Here is a 17,192-nt window from a genome sequence, read left to right as displayed (position 1 = left end):
AGGTGCAAGGGCCGAGGTTCCATCCTTGGCGGCTCGTGGCGAGCGCCCGCGGTTCCTAACGTCGTGGTCATGACCAACGTTCACCTCCAGGACCGTCCGACCGCCACCGCCGTGGGCCTGCACGACGTCCACAAGACCTACCCGGGACCCACGCCGGTCCACGCGCTGCGCGGCGTCACGCTCACCATGTCGCCCGGCTCGTTCACCGCCGTGATGGGCCCGTCGGGGTCGGGCAAGTCGACGCTGCTCAGCACCGCCGCCGGCCTCGACACCCCCACCAGCGGCCGCGTCCTGATCGGCGACCAGGACATCAGCGCGCTGGGGGCCGACGACCTCACCCGCTTCCGCCGCCGCCACGTCGGCTTCGTGTTCCAGGCCTACAACCTGGTGCCCCACCTCTCGGTCGCCGAGAACGTCGAGCTGCCGGTGACGCTGGCCGGCACCCGGCCCGACCGCGCGTGGCGCTCGGAGCTCCTCGAGGCGGTCGGCATGGCCGGGACGGAGCAGCGGCGCCCGACCGAGCTGTCCGGCGGCCAGGCGCAGCGCGTCGCCATCGCGCGGGCGCTGTTCGCCCGGCCGACGGTCGTCTTCGCCGACGAGCCCACGGGCGCCCTCGACTCCCGCACCGGCGCCCAGGTCGTGCAGGTCCTGCGCGGCACCGCGGAGCGCTTCGGCCAGACCGTCGTCGTGGTCACGCACGACCCCCACGTGGCCGCCGCCGCCGACAGCGTCGCCATCCTGGCCGACGGCCGGCTGGTCGACCGCCTCGACCGACCGACGGCCCAGCAGGTCGCCGACCGGATGCTCACGCTGGTGGGTGCCTGAGATGTGGCGCCTCGCTCGTTCCCACGTCCGCGCCCACCTCGGCTCGCTGGTCGGCACCGTCGTCGTGCTCGCCCTTGCCGCAGCCCTCCTGTCGGCCTCGGGGGTGCTCGTCGAGTCCGGCCTGCGCGCCCCCGTCACCGACGGCTCCGGTCCCGACGCCGGTGCCCTGACCGCCCTCGCCGGCTCGTTCATCGGGACGACGGTCGTGGTGGTCGTCCTGGTCGTGGCCGCCACGGTCGGCCTGGCCATGCGTCCGCGCCAGCGCGACCTGGCCGTGCTCCGTGCCGTCGGCGCCACCCGCCAGGACGTACGCCGCATGGTCGCCGTCGAGCTGCTGCTCGTGACCCTCGTCGTCGCGCCCCTGGGCGCCGTGCCCGGGCTCGCCGCCACGCAGCTCGTCACGCCCCTGCTCGTCGACGCCGGGATGGTGCCCGAGGGCTTCACCCCGACGATCTCGCCGCTGCCCGTCGTCGCCGCGGTGCTGCTCCTCGCACCCGTCGCCCTCGCGGCCGCCTACCTGGCCACCCGCGAGACGCTGCGGCAGCCGCCCACGGCGGCCGTGCGCGCCGCCGTGGTCGAGCCGCGCGAGGTGGGACGCACGCGCCGCGTGCTGGCGGTCGTCACCGGCGTCGCCGGCCTCGCCGCGGCCGGCACCCCGCTCGTCGTACCGGGGGTGGCCGGGGGTGCCACCGCCGCCACCTCGGCACTGCTCCTCGTCGGCGCCGCGGCCCTGGCCGGCCCCGTCCTCGTCGCCTGGACGCTCGGCCTGCCCGGCCGCCGCGACGGCGGCCGCAGCGCGGTCGTCCGGCTCGCCCTGGCCGGCACCCGCGGCTCCGCGCGCCGCCTCACCGCGGTCGTCGTCCCGCTCGCGGCCGTGATCGCCGTCGGCACCATCCAGACCAGCACCGGCGACGCGCTCGAACGCGCCGCGACCCAGCAGCTGCGCGACGGGATCGGGTCCGAGCTCGTCGTCACCGCCCCCGACGGCCTCAGCGCCGAGCAGGTCCGGCGCGTCGAGGACGCCCCGGACGTCGACGCGGCCACCGCGCTCTCCACCGCCCCGCTCCGGGTGCGCACCGACGACGAGGAGCTCGGCGCCCTGGAGGCACTGTCGTGGGAGTCGGCCCAGGCGTGGGTGCTGCCCGCCGAGGCCTCCGCGGCGGCGTACGACCCCGACGTCGTCGAGGGCACCCTCGCCGGGCTGACCGAACCCGACAGCCTCGCGCTGAGCAGCGACGCCGCCCTGCTGAACGGTGCGGGCCTGGGCGACACCGTCGCCGTCCGGCTCGGCGACGGTGGGACGAGCGACCTCCGCGTCGTCGCCGTCTACGACCGCGGTCTCGGCTTCGGCGACTACACCCTCGGCCGGTCGACCCTGGTCGAGCACGGCGTCGACCGACCCGTCGACACCGTGCTGGTCTCCTCGGACCGCGCCGACGCCGCGGCCGCCGGGCTGCGCGGCCAGGGGCTCGAGGTGCTCAGCACCGACCGCTACGTCGACCAGGCCACCAGCGCCGGCGCCGCCGAGCAGCGGGTCTCCAGCGTGCTGCTGCTGGCCCTGCTGGGCTTCATGCTGGTCGGCGCCGCGAACGCCCTGGTCATGCTCACCGCCGGACGACGCTCCGAGTGGAGCCTGCTCGGCCGGATCGGCGCCACCCGGCGCCAGCTCGTGGGCGTCGCGACCGTCGAGTCGCTCGTGACCGCCTCGGCCGCCGTGGTCATCGGCACCGTGGCCGTCGTCCCGGCCGTCCTGGGCGTGAGCCTCGGGCTCCTCGGCCCGGCGCTCCCCGCCCTCGACGTCACGACGTACGGCGTCCTGGTGGCGCTGGTCGTCGCGGTCAGCGTCCTGAGCACCGTGCCCGCCGTCGTCGCCCGTACCCACCCCCGATCCGGCGCCCATGCCTGAGCGCCGCACCACCGAGAGGAAGTCGAGCACCATGTCACTTCTCCACCGGGCAGCACTCGCTGTCGCCACCGCCGTCGTGGCCACCACGACGCTGCACACCCCCGTCGCCACCGCGGCACCGCCTCCCACCGCTGCCACCGCGGCCACCGCCGCCACCGCCGAGCGGCCCGACCGCGACGACGTCATCCAGCGTCGGCTCGACCGCCTGGTCGACCGCGTCGGGTTCCCCGGCGTGATCGCCAAGGTCCGCGGGAGCGACGGCAAGGTCCGCACCTACCGCGCCGGCGTCGGCGACCTCAGGACCGGCCGGCCGATCCACCCCGACTCGCGGGTCCGGATCGCCAGCAACACCAAGACCTTCACGGCCACGGTGGCGCTGCAGCTGGTGGCCGAGGGGAAGGTGCGGCTCGACGCCCCGATCGAGCGCTACCTGCCGGGCGTGGTCCGCGGCCACGGCAACGACGGCCGTCGGATCACCGTGCGTCACCTGCTGCAGCAGACCAGCGGGCTCCCCGACTACGACGGCCTCGTCATCGAGGCCGGCGGCAGCCTGCGGGCGGTGGCGCACACCTACTTCGAGCCGCGCCAGCTCGTCGACGCGGCCCTGGCCGAGCCGAGCCACTTCGCGCCCGGGGACCGCTTCGAGTACAGCAACACCAACTACACGCTGCTGGGCCTGATGGTGCAGCGCGTCACCGGCCGGCCGATCGGTGAGGAGATCGAGCGGCGGATCATCGACCGGCTGGGGCTCCAGGACACCTACTGGCCGGGCACCGGCGAGCAGCGCATCCGCGGCCGGCACCCGCACGGCTACACCGCGGACGAGCCGGGCGGCCGGTGGTACGACACCACGCGGATGGACCCCTCGCTCGGCTGGGCCGCCGGTCAGCTGGTGGGGACGCCGCACGACCTGGGCCGCTTCATGCGCGCCCTGCTCGACGGCCGCCTGCTGCCGGCCGAGCAGCTGCGGGAGATGCGGAGGACCGTGCGGGCACCCCAGTTCGACGCCGACCCGGGCTGGCGCTACGGCCTGGGCCTGGCCCGCAAGCGCCTGACGTGCGGCGTACCGGCCTGGGGGCACGGCGGCGACATCCAGGGCTTCGAGACCCGCAACCTGGCGACCGCCGACGGGCGCTGGGCGGTGGTCGCGGTCACCGCGCTGCCGACCGGCCTGGACATGGTCCGGGCCGTGAGCCGCACGGTGGACGCGGCGATCTGCGCGTCCTGAGCGCCTGCGCCTCGAGGGGGAAATGGCCCAGGCCCGGCCGTCCGGTGGGGGGATCGGACGACCGGGCCTGAGGTTCGTGGTGACCGGCGCAGCCGGTCAGGGATCAGATGTCGGTGCGGCTCTCCCGCACCGTCTGGGTCCCGTCGGAGTGAGCCGTGGTCTGCACGCTGCGCGCGTGCCGGCCCCGCGTGAAGGTCAGCGCCGTCAGCGCGATGACCACGATCCCGACGAGCGCCATGATCCAGCCGACCATCGTCAGGTCCACCGCGTCGACGCTGTCCTGGACCGCCAGCGCGAGGACCAGGCCGACGACCAGGAGGAAAGCTCCAAGTCCGTATCCCACTGCATTCTCCGTTCGAGGGGTGGAGGAACCGCAGGAGCGGCCCCCACCCTCCACCTGCCGCGACCGGTGCCCGCTGTTACGCGGCCGTCACGGTTTCACCCCTTCGGGTCAGCGCCCCGGTCGCGCAGCCCGGCGTAGGCGGCACGCACCTCGGCCCCCGCGGCGAGCTCGTCGTCGGTGGGGCCCGGCTGCTCGTCGAGGCCGCGTGGGGCCCAACCGGGCGGCGCCTCGGTGCCGGCGAGCGCCCAGGCCGCCTGACGAGCAGCGCCGAGCGCGACGTACTCACCGGGTGCGGGGAACGCCACCGTGCGCCCGAGCAGGGCCGGTGCGAGGGCGCGCAGGGCCGGGCTGCGGGTCGCGCCGCCGACGATGCGCACCCGGTGGGGCGTCACGCCGGTGGTGGCGACCAGCAGGTCGACCGCGTCGGCCAGCGCGCACAGCAGGGCCTCGAACGACGCCCGCGCCAGGTCGGCACGGGTCGTGTCGGGGGTGAGGCCGTGCCAGGTGCCGACGGCGTCCGGCCGGTTGGGCGTCCGCTCACCGCCGTAGTACGGCAGGATCGCCAGGCCGCGGGAGCCGGACGGCGCCGTGAGGGCGAGCGCGGCGAGCTCGTCGTGGTCGACGCCGAGCCACCGGGCCTGCAGGTCGAGGATGCCGGCGGCGTTCATGGTGGTGACCATCGGCAGGTAGCCGCTCTGGGCGTCGGCGAACCCGGTGACCGTGCCGGTGCCGTCGGCCACGGGGTCGGGGCTCACGGCCGACACGACGCCGCTGGTGCCGATGGAGATGAGCACGTCGCCGGGCTCGAGCGCCATCCCGAGGGCGGCGCCCATGTTGTCGCCGGTCCCGCCGGCGACGACGGCGCCCGACGCGGTGCTGCCGGCGGCGGCCCCGCCGGGGACCACCCGGGGCACCGTCGCCTCGTGCCCCAGCGCCGCGGCGAGGAGGTCGGGGCGCCACGTGCCGCGCGCGGCGTCGTAGTAGCCGGTGCCGGAGGCGTCCCCGCGGTCGGTGAACGCCGGGGTGCCGGGGGCGGCGGCGTGCCGCGACACGTAGTCGTGCGGCAGCAGCACCTGGTCGACCCGCCGGGCGGCGTCGGGCTCGTGGTCGCGCAGCCAGCGCAGCTTGGAGGCGGTGAACGACGCCACCAGCACGCTGCCGAGCACGTCGGCGCAGGCCTGGGGACCCCCCATCTCGGCGATCAGGTCGCGGGCCGCGGCGGCCGAGCGGACGTCGTTCCACAGCAGCGCGTCGCGGACGGGCAGCCCGTCGGTGCCGAGGGCCACCATGCCGTGCTGCTGGCCCGCCACGGACACGGCGTCGGCGCGGTCGAGCAGCGGACCGGTCACCTCGTCGTAGGCGGCGAGCCAGGCGCGCGGGTCGACCTCGGTCCCCCTCGGGTGCGCCGCGGTCCGGGTCTCGAGGACCGTGCCGTCGTCGGCGTCGACGAGGACGGCCTTGCTGGACTGGGTCGAGGAGTCGACCCCGAGCACGAGGGTCACGAGCTGGTGGAGAACGCTGCGTCGAACGCCGCCGACGGCGGGTCGAACGCCAACCGACGCACGAACTCCAACGCCTCCGGAGCACCCACCAACCGATCCATCCCCGCGTCCTCCCACTCCACCGAGATCGGACCGTCATACCCGATCGTGTTCAACATCCGGAAACACGCCTCCCACGGCACGTCCCCGTGCCCGGTGGAGACGAAGTCCCACCCCCGACGCGGATCCGCCCACGGCAGGTGCGACCCCAACCGACCATTACGACCATTGCCCACCTGACGCTTCGCGTCCTTGCAGTCCACGTGGTAGATCCGGTCCTTGAAGTCCCAGATGAACGAGACCGGATCCAGGTCCTGCCACACGAAGTGCGACGGGTCCCAGTTCAACCCGAACGCCTCACGGTGCCCGATCGCCTCCATCGTCGCCACCGTCGTCCAGTAGTCATAGGCGATCTCCGAGGGATGCACCTCATGAGCGAACCGCACCCCACACTCATCGAAGACGTCCAGGATCGGGTTCCACCGATCCGCAAAATCCCGATACCCCGCCGCCACCATCTCCTCAGACGCCGGCGGGAACATCGCCACGTACTTCCAGATCGCCGACCCCGTGAACCCCACCACCGTGTCCACCCCCAGACGCTGCGCGGTCCGCGCGGTCAGCTTCATCTCCTCCGCGGCGCGCTGGCGCACCCCCTCCGGGTCCCCGTCGCCCCACACCCGGCTCGAGAGGATCGCCTCGTGGCGGGCATCGATCGGGTCATCACAGACCGCCTGACCCTTCAGGTGGTTGGAGATCGCGTACACCTTCAAGTTGTACTTCTCCAACACGTCCAGCTTGCCCTGCACGTACGCGTCGTCCTCCGCCGCCTGCCACGGATCCAGGTGATCACCCCAGCACGCGATCTCCAGACCGTCATACCCCCACCCCGACGCCAGACGCGCCACCTCCTCGAACGGCAGATCGGCCCACTGACCGGTGAACAGGGTGATCGGACGCGGCATGTCGGTACTCCTCGGTAGTCGTGTCGTGGAACTGCTGTCGTGCTGTCAGGAACGTCGTGTGGTGGTGCGGGGGCGGGTCAGGGGGCCAGTCCTGCGCACCAGGAGACCAGGGCGTCCCACTGCGCACCCAACCGGTGCTCCCCGGTACCCGCAGGATCCTTGAAGAAGAACCCCAACGCACCCTGAGGACCACTCCGCCCAGCCTCGTGCGCGCGGGCCGTGAGACGGGCCAGGTCCAGCACCAACGGAGCCGCCAACGCCGAGTCACACCCCGACCACGTGAACTGCAGGCTCATCCGCACCCCCAAGAACCCCTCGAAGGACACGTGGTCCATCGCGGTCTTCCAATCCCCCAGGTCGGCGACGTAGTCGATGTGCATCGGCCCGTCGACCGGATGACCCAGCATCGCCTCCAGACCACCCCGCTTCGAGGCCGTCTTGCTGGCAGCGGCGGCGGGGTCGGCCAGTGTCGCTCCGTCCCCGCCGCCGAGCATGTTGTACGACGCCCACGACCGGACCCGCAACGCCCGCGTCGCGAACATCGGCGCCAACGCCGACTTCACCAACGTCTCACCCGTCTTGCCGTCACTACCGGCCCACGGCACCCCAGCCCGCTCCGCGGCCTGTGCCAACGCCGGCAGCCGCGACCCCGGGCTCGGCGTGAACGACACATAGGAACACCCGGCACGAAACGCCGCCAGCGCATAGGCCGACGACACCGGCAACGGCGAGTCCCCCGCGGCCAGGGCCGCGTCGAGGACATCCAGGTCAGCCAACGCACCCACCGGCACCGCCGGCGCCTCGGTACTGGCCACGTCGACCACCACCACCCGGTCCAGGCCCTCGGCCTCACCGAACGCCACCAGGTCCGCGACCAGCCGGTCGATCTCGCCGCCCTGGGTGGTGCCCTGGGAGGAACCGGCGCCGCTGCTGGTGCTGGTGTCGATGCCCGGACGGATCCGCCGATCGACGGCCTCCAGCTCCTCGGCCACCAACGGCAACAACCCCGCCGGCAGCACCCCACCATGGGCGAGCTGCTCGGCCCGCTTGGTCAACGACCCGTCCGCCACGTCATGGCCACCGAAGACCAGGTCACCCACCGCCGGCAACCCGGCCCGGGCCACCTCCGGCAGCTCGGAGACCAACCCCACACTGTCGGTCAACCCCGCCCGCAACGCCAGCGCACCCACGACCGTGGTCGTCGCCACCGACCCACGAGCACCCACCAGCCAGATCCCGGTCCGGGTGGTCCCGCCCTCGGCGGGCGGTGTGGTGGGGCGTGTCATCGGGAGTCCTTCTCGTCGTCTTGATGGGGGCGGTGCCGGGTGGCACGCGCCGGGCACGACCGGTGCCGGAACGGAGCGCGCTGTCCCGACACCGGCCGCGAGGAGCGACACCACGAGGGCGTCACTCCCCCGTCCCGACGGGGGCCCGGCCGCCGGCCGGCTCGCAGGGCCGAACCTGCTGACGGTCGGTCCCCAGCACCTCACGGTGCCGGGTGGCCGGGCCCCCCTCTGCGGACGTTCTCCTCTCCTCCCTCGCCTAGAGCTGAGCCTTCAGCTGGCGGGCGAGGTCGGTGAGTGCAGCCTTCGCCGCGGCGTTCCGGACACCGGAGGCGAGGCCCTGGAACCGCGTAAGGGCCTGACGGGCCTGACGCACGTCACCGCGCCGGTCGGCGCGCTGCGCGGCCTTCAGCTCCTGCTTGAGCTGCTTGCCGAGCGAGGCGCTGACCTTGTTCTCCTGGTCGAGCCGGTTGACCAGCTGCTTGCCACCGGCGTACGACGCGACCACCCGGAAGGTGATCGTGCGCGTCACCTGGTTGCCGGCCTTGTCGGTCACCGTGACCACCAGGCGGTGGGTGCCGGTACGCAGCGACAGGGCGTCGATGCGCGTCGGGGAGCCCACGACCTTGCCGTCGAGCCGGATGACCCGCGAGGCGATGCCCGAGGTCGCGTCCGACGTCGTGACCCGCGCGGTGCGGATCTCGGCCACGTCCAGCTCGGTCCCGTTGGTGATGCCGGTGACGGTCAGCTTCGGCGCCGTGGCGTCGAGCTTGATCGTCTGGGTCACCACCTGCGAGACCGTGCCGGCCGCGTCGGTCACCCGGGCCTGGACCCGGGTGGTGCCGTCCTCGGTCACCCGGACCGGCGTGGTGTACGCCGTCCACGGGCCGTCACCGATGCGGTACTCGACGGTGAGGTCACCCTCGCCGCCGGCCCCCTCGAGGGTGACGATCACCGCGGAGGTGTACCAGCCGCCGCGACCGTTGGGCGCCTCGGGCGCCGTGGTCATGGTGACGGTGGGCGCCTCCGCCGCTTCGATCACCATGGTGGTGGTGCCGACGGCCGAGGTGTTGCCGGCCACGTCGATGGCGCGGTAGCGCACGACGTAGGTGCCGGGCGTGCTGTACGACAGGGGCGCCGTGTAGGCCGTCCACGTCGTGGCGTCGCCGACCTGGTACTCGATGCGAGCGACACCGGAGGTGGCGTCGGCCGCGGTGAGCGTCAGCGTCTTGGTCGCCTCACCCGTGGTGGCGGCGGTGACGGTCGCGGCGACGGTGTCGACCTTGATCGTCTGCGACTTGATCGCCTCGGCGTTGCCCGCCGAGTCGGTCGAGCGGAACTCGATGAGACGCTCGCCCTCGCCCGTCACCGACACCGCAGCGGTGTACGGCGTCCAGGCGCCCCCGGCGATCCGGTACTCGGTCGAGGCGACGCCCGACCCGCCCGTGCCGTCGGTGGCGGCCAGCGTGAACGACGGACGCGTGGTGTACCAGCCGGCCTGGCCGGTGGCCGCCGGGATGGTGAGCGTCGTCGTCGGCGCGGTGGTGTCGGCCGGGCCGGCGACCACGACCGTGGTGGTGCCCACGGCCGAGGTGTTGCCGGCCACGTCGATGGCGCGGTAGCGCACGACGTAGGTGCCGGGCGTGCTGTACGACAGGGGCGCCGTGTAGGCCGTCCACGTCGTGGCGTCGCCGACCTGGTACTCGATGCGAGCGACACCGGAGGTGGCGTCGGCCGCGGTGAGCGTCAGCGTCTTGGTCTCGGTGCCCGCCTCGGTGGCGGTCACCGTCGGGACGACCGTGTCGACCTTGACCGTCTGTGACTTGATCGCCTCGGCGTTGCCCGCCGCGTCGGTCGAGCGGAACTCGACCAGGCGCTCACCCTCACCGGTCACGGAGACCGCTGTGGTGTACGGCGTCCAGGCGCCCCCGGCGATCCGGTACTCGGTCGAGGCGACGCCCGACCCGTCCGTGCCGTCGGTGGCGGCCAGGGTGAACGACGGACGCGTGGTGTACCAGCCGGCCTGGCCGGTGGCCGCCGGGATGGTGAGCGTCGTCGTGGGCGCCGCGGTGTCGGTCGGGCCGCCGTCGCCCGGCTCGCACGAGGCGTCAGCGCCCAGCGTGAACCAGTCGAAGGAGGCCGTGATGCCGGCACCGGTGGCGTTGGCGCCGAGCGACAGCAGGCCGATGCGCGGGTTGGTGATGCCGGTGAGGTCGAAACCGCTCGCCATCGTCGTCCACGTCTCGCCGTCGGTGCTGTAGGACCCGATGACGGCGTTGCCGTCGTCACTGGTGAGCCGCAGCCAGACGGTGCTGCCGAAGGTGGCCCCGAGGCCGTTGCTGTTGGCCTCGACGGCCGTGGCCGCGAGCTCCTTGGTCGTCTGGATGATGTTGGAGGCAGCGTCGGGCTGCTCGCTACGACCCTCGAAGACGTGCTTGATGTAGTTGTCGTCGTCCCCGTAGATCAGCAGACCGGCCTGCTGGTACTGCCGGTTGACCGGTGCGCTGACCTTGGTGGTGGCCACGAACGGGCCGTCGGGGAGGTCGGTCAGGACCAGGTCCCGGGTGGTGTTGACGGTCTGGTAGAGGTCCGTCGCCTCCATCGGGATCTTGACCGAGCCGTTGGAGACCGTGAGGTTCCCGCTGGGTCGGACGGTGGTCCAGCCGGCGCCGAGCGCGGTGCCGCCGAACTGGTCGGCGAGGCACCCGGGCGTGGTCGGCCCGCAGTCGTCGGAGACCAGCTCGAAGGAGTCGAACTGCGCCGAGATGTTCGCGGCGCCCGCCATGTTGGCGAAGGCCGTGACACCCACCCGCGGGTTGGTGATGCCGGAGAGGTCGAAGCCGGTCGGCATCGCCGTCCAGGCCTGGCCGTCGGTGCTGTACTCACCGGTGACGGCGGTGCCGTCGGTGCTGGTGAGGCGCAGCCACACGGTCGAGGGGAAGGTCGCGCCGAGGCCCTGGGTGTTCGCCTCGGTCGCCGTGGCGGCGACCTCCTTGGTGAGCTGGATGATGTTGCTGCCGACGTCGGCGGCCGTGCTGCGGCCCTGCGCCACCAGCTTGATGTAGTTGTCGTCGTTGCCGTAGATGATCAGGCCGGCCTGCTGGTACTGCCGGTCGATCGGGGCGGTGACCTTGGTGGTCACCCGGAACGCACCGGCGGGCAGGTCGCGGAGCACCAGGTCACCAGCGGTGTTGGTGGTCTGGTAGAGGTCCGTGGCCGCCATCGGGATGGTGAGGTTGCCCCCGCCGACCGCGACGTTGCCGGTCGGACGGACGACCTCCCAGGTGTCGCTCAGCGCAGCACCGTCGAAGTTCTCCAGGCACCCGTTGCCGCCGCCGCACGGGGTGGCCGTGTCGTCGGGGGTGAGGGTGAAGTAGTCGAACTGCGCGGTGATGGGCGGCGTCGCCGACGCCGCGGTGCTGCCCAGGGCGAGCAGGCCGACCTTGGGTGCGGTGATGCCGGTGAGGTCGCGCGTCGGCGCCGTCGTCCCGTTGGTCAGGGTGATCGGCAGCCAGGTGGCGCCGTCACTGCTGTAGGACGCCCGGACGACGTTGCCGTCGGTGCTGGACATCCGCAGCCACACGGTGTCGGGGAAGGTCGCGCCGAGGTTGGCGGAGTTGGTCTCCGTGGCGACGGCGTTGACCTCCTTGGCGAACTGGATGACGTTGGCTGCCTTGCTCCCGGCGGCTGCCGTGGAGCGACCCGAGTAGACGAGCTTGAGGTAGTTGTTGTCGTCGCCGTAGATGACCAGGCCGCCCTGCTGGTAGCCCTTGGTCGCGGGCAGCGTGACCTTGGTCGTGACCTCGAACGCCCCGGCCGGCAGGTCCTGCAGGACGATGTTCGGCGCGGTGTTGGTGCCCTGGTGGATGTCGGTCGCCGTGATCGGGACGTTCAGCGTCCCGTCCGCGACGGTGAGCGACTGGTTGACCCGGACGCTGCGGTTCCAGCGCTCGGTGTCGAGGGCGTCACCCACGAAGTCGTCGGAGCGACCGCTGAAGCAGATGTCCACGGCCTGACGGACGACGACCTCCAGCGTGCGGGTCGACTTCGCCCCCCGCGCGTCGGTGACGACGAGCGAGACGACGTAGGTGCCCGGCGTCGTGTAGGTGTGGCTGGGGTTGGCCTCGGTCGAGGTGGTGCTGTCCCCGAAGGACCACGCGTAGGTGACGGGGGTGTCGCCGTCGGCGTCGTTGACCGTGCTGGTGAACTGCACCGGCAGCGGGGCCTCGCCGTTGGACGTGCTGGCACTGATCGCGACCGTGGGCGGCTGGTTGTCGGTGATGCCGCGCCCGATGAAGTCGAGCGAGTTGACGTTGGCCCCACCCGTGGTGGCGACGAAGTACAGCGGACCGCTGGTCGTCGTCGCACCGGTGAACGTGGTCGTCACGTTCTGGTAGGTCTGCGCGCCACCGGTGTTCGGCACCGTGAGGGTCCCGATCGTGGTGCCGGTGGGCGAACCCTGCCGGACGTCGAACGCCGCACCCGCGGTGGTCGAGGCCGCCCGCATCGTGACGCCGGTGATCCCGGTCAGGTTCATGACGTCCCAGCCGAACCAGTCGCCGGTCTCGACGCCGGTGACGTTCTGGCCGCCGCCGGTGTCGGTGGTCGTCTGGACCGTGACGCCCGGGGTGCCGGTGGTGCCGGAGCCGGTGCGACCGGTCTCGTCGAAGAACTCGGCCTCCTTGTGCTTGGTGTGCACGACGATGCCGTCGACGGTCGTCAGCGGACCGGCCGCGCCGGACCCGCTGTCGGTGTAGGTGGCCTTGATGGTGCCGAAGATGTTGGCGCCCACGTGGCCGGCGTCACCGGGCAGGACCAGGGTGCCGCTGCAGCCCCGGTACTGCTCGTAGTCGTGCGAGTGCTCGTCGTGACCCAGGCCGGGCTGGACGACGACACGGTTGCAGTCGATCGTGCCGTCCTCGGCGTCGGTGACCTCCACCTGGTACTTCAGGGAGTCGCCGAACTCGAAGAACCCGCCGTTGGGGGGCAGGACCAGCTTCACCGTCGGGGCGGAGTTGCCGGCCACGATGTCGATGTTGGTCGTGCCGGTCCGGCCACCCTCGTCGGTCACCGTCAGCCGCGCGGTGTAGTTGCCGGCGGCGGTGTAGGTGAAGGAGCCCGTGGGCGTGGTGGCGTCGGGGGTCCCGTCGCCGTTGAAGTCCCAGGAGTAGGTGAGGCCGGTGGCGTCACCGGTGTCGGCGTCGAAGGACGTGCTGCCGTCGAACTGGACGGTCAGCGGCGCCGGGCCGGAGGTCTTGTCGGTGGTGACCCGGGCGACCGGGGCGCGGTTGCCCTCGACGTAGTCGATCCGGTAGATGCCGGAGTCGGTGTTGTTGCCGTTGAACCCGCTGCCCCACTCGATCATGTAGAGGGCGCCGTCGGGGCCGAACTGCAGGGCGTGCGGCCGGACCATCGGCAGGGACGGCAGGAACCGGTTGACGTCGGTGTAGTTGGTGCCGTCCTGGTTCAGCTGCACGGTGAACAGCCGGCTGTTGTTCCAGTCGGCCCAGATCGCCTTGCTGTCGAAGTAGGCGGGCCACTTGCGGTCGGAGACCAGCTCCGGGTCGTAGGAGTAGGTGCCCGAGGTCATCGGCGCGCCGCTGGCCCCGATCTCCGGGGTGCTGGTGATCGAGCCGTTGTTGCTCTGCCAGATGACGGCGGCCTTCGCGGGCGGCAGGTTCGTCAGGCCGGTGTTGTTCGGCGAGTCGTTGACCGGGGCCGCGCAGTCGAAGGCGGCACCGGCGGTGCTGCTGGCGAAGTTGTAGTCGTTGTACGGCGTGTTGTTGCCGACGCAGTAGGGCCAGCCGTAGTTGCCGGGCTGGTCGAGGATGTTCCACTCGACGCGTCCGTTGGGCCCACGGGTGGCGCTGACCGAACCGGCGTCCGGGCCGTAGTCGGCGACGAGGAGGTTGTTGTTCTGCTCGTCCAGGCCGATGCGGAACGGGTTGCGGAAGCCCATGGCGTAGATCTCGGGCCGGGTCTTCTGCTGGGTGTCGGCCGCCTCCGGGAACAGGTTGCCCTCCGGGACGGAGTAGCTGCCGCCGGGGAGGGGCTTGATCCGCAGCACCTTGCCGTTGAGGCTGTTGGTGTTGGCCGAGGTGCGCTGGGCGTCCCAGGCGCCGCGGCCGGGCCGCTCGTCGATCGGGGAGTAGCCGCCGGAGTCGAACGGGTTGGTGTTGTCACCGGTGGCGAGGTAGAGGTTGCCGTCGTTGTCGAACTCCATCGACCCGCCCGCGTGGCAGCACTGGTCGCGCTGGGTCGGGACGTCGAGGATCGTCGTCGCGGTACCCAGCTGCAGCGTGTCGCCCGCCATCGTGTAGCGCGCGATGCGGTCGGTGGGCGTCGAGCCCTGCGGTGCGTAGTAGAGGTAGACCCAGTTGTTGGTCGCGAAGTCCGGGTCCAGGGCGATGCCCAGCAGACCGAACTCCTGGCCGGTGTAGACCGGGATCGTGCCGGCGGTCACCACGGTGCCGTCGGGCTTGATGATGCGCACGGCGCCGTTGCGGTCGACGTAGAAGACCCGACCGTCATCGGCGATGGCGAGCTCCATCGGGTTGGAGGTGTTCTCGTCGAGCGCGACCTTCTCGAAGCTGGGCTCGAGCGTGGCCTTGCAGTCGGAGTCCATCACGCCGGCGGCGGTCTTGATGCCGCCGAGGACGTGGTCGAGGAACTTGGGCTCCACGAAGGACGCCTCGGTGTGGCCCATGCCGGTGTACCAGCTGCGGCCGCCGTCGTAGTCCTGGCACCAGGCGATCGGGTGCTCGGCGCCCATGGCGCCGCTGCCCGGGGTGTAGGTGCTCTCGTCCAGCGAGGCGAGCACGTGCACCTTGCCGCGGGGGTTGGTGCGGAAGTTGTACCACTCGTCCGTCCGCTGCCAGCGCGGCTCGATCCCGGTGGTGGAGGGGTGCGCGGGGTCCTCGACCTTGACGGTCGCGGTCGGGGTGCCCGGCGGGTGGTTGTTGAAGTAGGAGCCGACCAGGTTGCCGTACCAGGGCCAGGAGTACTCGGTGTCGGAGGCCGCGTGGATGCCGGCGTAGCCGCCGCCGCCCTGGATGTAGCGCTCGAAGGCCGCCTGCTGCGACTCGTTGAGCACGTCCCCGGTGGTGGAGAGGAAGATGACGACCTCGAACTGCTCGAGGTTGGCGTCGGTGAAGGCGGCGCCGTCCTCGGTGACCGTCACGTTGAAGTGGTGGTCGACGCCGAGCTTCTGGATCGCGGTGATGCCCTCGTCGATGTTGCTGTGCCGGAAGGCCGCGGTCTTGGAGAAGACCAGGGCGTCGAACTCGTCGTGGCGGCGAGCCGCGACGCCGGGCTCGGCCGTCCACGGGACGGCCTCGCTGACCGGGGCCTCGGTCTCGGAGTCACCGGGGGCGGTGGGCTCGTCGGGGGTGGCGGCGGCCCGGGGAGGCGTCGCGGTTGGCGCCGTGGCCGAGGCCGCCGAGGCGGTCGCGCCGAGGCCGACCGTGGCGCCCAGGGGCAGCAGCACGATCGTGGCCAAGGTCGAGCCGAGCGCGGTGCGCGAGCCCTTCCTCAGCCGCGTGATGAGCTGGTTCATCACGAACTCCTTCGTTGGTAATGGATGTGCGCTCCATTGGTGTCCGGGGCGGGTCCCCGGGCGTTCGGCCCCTGGTCGTGCGGTGCTGCGGTGGTGCGGTGGTGCGGTGGTGCGGTGGTGCGGTGGTGCGGTCGTGCGGCGGTGCGGTGGTGCTGTCGGTGGTGCACGGCGGGGGCGGGCCGAGCGGCCCGCCCCGCCCTCGTCAGCGGGCGCCGAGGAGGTGGTCCATGGCGAGCTGGTCGAGCGCCTCCATGGCGACGCTGCGAGAAGCCAGCGCGTCGAGGTCGTAGTCGGCCTCGCGCAGCGCCGACAGCGGCTCGCCCGCGTCACGGGTCGGCGTGCTGAGCTCACCGACGCCGGCGGCGTCGAGCGCGGCCTGCACCTCGGGGTCGGCGCGGAAGGCCTGCACCCGCTCGCGCAGGACCAGGTAGTTGCGCATGCAGCCGCGGGCGGACTCCCAGACGCCGTCGATGCCCTCGGCGCGCGGCGGCTTGAAGTCGAAGTGGACGTAGCCGTCGTAGGCCTCGTTGACGCCGGCCCCCAGCAGCGTGTCGACGGTCCAGAACGCGCCGCGCAGGTTGCCCGCGCCGAAGCGGAGGTCCTGGTCGAACCGCGGACCGTGCTGGCCGTTGAGGTCGACGTGGAACAGCTTGCCGTGCCACATCGCCTGGGCGATGCCGTGGGCGAAGTTCAGCCCGGCCATCTCCTCGTGCCCGACCTCGGGGTTGAGACCGACCATCTCCGGGTGCTCGAGCTCGTCGATGAGGGCGAGCGCGTGGCCGATGGTGGGCAGCAGGATGTCGCCGCGCGGCTCGTTCGGCTTGGGCTCGATGGCGAACCGCATGTCGTAGCCCTGCTCGAGGACGTAGTCGCAGACGAGGTCGATGGAGTCCTTCATCCGGTCGAGCGCCGCCGCGATGTTCTTGCTGCCGCCGTGCTCGGCGCCCTCGCGGCCGCCCCACATCACGAAGGTCTTGGCGCCCAGGTGGGCGGCGAGGTCGATGTTGCGCAGCACCTTGGCGGTGGCGTAGCGGCGCACCTGCCGGTTGTTGGCGGTGAGGCCACCCTCCTTGAACACCGGGTGGCTGAACAGGTTGGTGGTGACCATCTCGCAGACCACCCCCGTGTCGGCGAGCGCCTGCTCGAACCGCTCGAGGGTCTTCTCACGGGTGCCCTCGTCGGGCAGCAGGTCGTCGTCGTGGAAGGTGACGGCGGCGGCGCCCAGCTCGGCCAGCCGGTGGACGCTCTCGACCGGGTCCAGGGGCGGCCGGCTGGCGGGGCCGAACACGTCGACTCCCTCCCAGCCGACGGTCCAGAGGCCGAAGGAGAACTTGTCCTCGGGGCGGGGGGTGAAGCGGTCGGTGGTCATACGGCGATCTCCTGCCAGGTGCGGTTGTCTGAGCTGGTCTCGACGGCCTGCAGGACCTGCTGGACGCGCAGGCCGTCGGCGAAGGTGGGGGTGGGGGTGGTGTCGGTGGCGATGGCGTTGACGAGGTCGACGACCTGGTGGGTGAACCCGTGCTCGTAGCCCAGGCCGTGGCCCGGT

Annotated in this window: 9 protein-coding genes and 1 pseudogene; 3 read left to right on the top strand and 7 right to left on the bottom strand. The window is 72.2% G+C overall.

Features of this window, described 5'->3' with window-relative positions; translation table 11 throughout:
* Positions 1-69: 69 nt before the first annotated feature.
* Genes AC4MBH_RS22975 through AC4MBH_RS22965 form a run of 3 tightly spaced genes read left to right on the top strand, consistent with a single transcriptional unit; the run spans position 70 to position 3,959 of the window.
* Positions 70-825 carry an ABC transporter ATP-binding protein gene (locus tag AC4MBH_RS22975; RefSeq protein WP_491797737.1) on the top strand — a complete coding sequence of 252 codons (756 nt, stop codon included), beginning with the start codon at positions 70-72 and terminating at the stop codon, positions 823-825.
* 1 nt (position 826) lies between these two features.
* Entirely contained in the window at positions 827-2,731 is a 1,905-nt protein-coding gene (locus AC4MBH_RS22970; RefSeq protein ID WP_491797808.1) for an FtsX-like permease family protein, read from the top strand.
* A complete protein-coding gene (locus AC4MBH_RS22965) occupies positions 2,724-3,959 on the top strand; it encodes a serine hydrolase domain-containing protein (protein ID WP_491797736.1) in 1,236 nt (411 codons plus the stop codon). Before AC4MBH_RS22970 ends, AC4MBH_RS22965 begins: the two co-directional genes overlap by 8 nt.
* 103 nt (positions 3,960-4,062) lie before the next feature.
* Here the strand turns inward: AC4MBH_RS22965 and AC4MBH_RS22960 are convergent, their stop codons facing one another.
* From AC4MBH_RS22960 to AC4MBH_RS22930, 7 genes and pseudogenes are all read right to left on the bottom strand, one after another.
* Positions 4,063-4,302, bottom strand: a complete 240-nt coding sequence (locus tag AC4MBH_RS22960) for a DUF6458 family protein (protein ID WP_491797735.1) — start codon at positions 4,300-4,302, stop codon at positions 4,063-4,065.
* A gap of 95 nt (positions 4,303-4,397) precedes the next feature.
* Positions 4,398-5,804: a xylulokinase gene (gene xylB, locus AC4MBH_RS22955; protein ID WP_491797734.1), complete on the bottom strand. Its 1,407-nt coding sequence runs from the start codon at positions 5,802-5,804 to the stop codon at positions 4,398-4,400.
* Entirely contained in the window at positions 5,801-6,808 is a 1,008-nt protein-coding gene (locus AC4MBH_RS22950) for a sugar phosphate isomerase/epimerase family protein (protein ID WP_491797733.1), read from the bottom strand. The genes xylB and AC4MBH_RS22950 overlap by 4 nt, the downstream gene beginning before the upstream one ends.
* Before the next feature lie 77 nt (positions 6,809-6,885).
* On the bottom strand, positions 6,886-8,094 hold the full coding sequence (locus tag AC4MBH_RS22945; protein ID WP_491797807.1) for an inositol-3-phosphate synthase: 1,209 nt from the start codon (positions 8,092-8,094) through the stop codon (positions 6,886-6,888).
* A 256-nt stretch (positions 8,095-8,350) separates the two neighbouring features.
* Entirely contained in the window at positions 8,351-15,646 is a 7,296-nt protein-coding gene (locus AC4MBH_RS22940; RefSeq protein WP_491797732.1) for an OmpL47-type beta-barrel domain-containing protein, read from the bottom strand.
* A 202-nt stretch (positions 15,647-15,848) separates the two neighbouring features.
* A complete protein-coding gene (gene xylA, locus AC4MBH_RS22935; RefSeq protein WP_491797730.1) occupies positions 15,849-17,015 on the bottom strand; it encodes a xylose isomerase in 1,167 nt (388 codons plus the stop codon).
* A pseudogene (locus AC4MBH_RS22930) lies at positions 17,012-17,192 on the bottom strand (gfo/Idh/MocA family oxidoreductase); the annotation flags it as partial. The pseudogene AC4MBH_RS22930 and the gene xylA, both read right to left, overlap by 4 nt.

This window comes from Nocardioides sp. WJ219, assembly GCF_058559815.1.
Note: the sequence above shows the minus strand (reverse complement) of the source record. Positions and strands in the feature narration are given on the sequence as shown.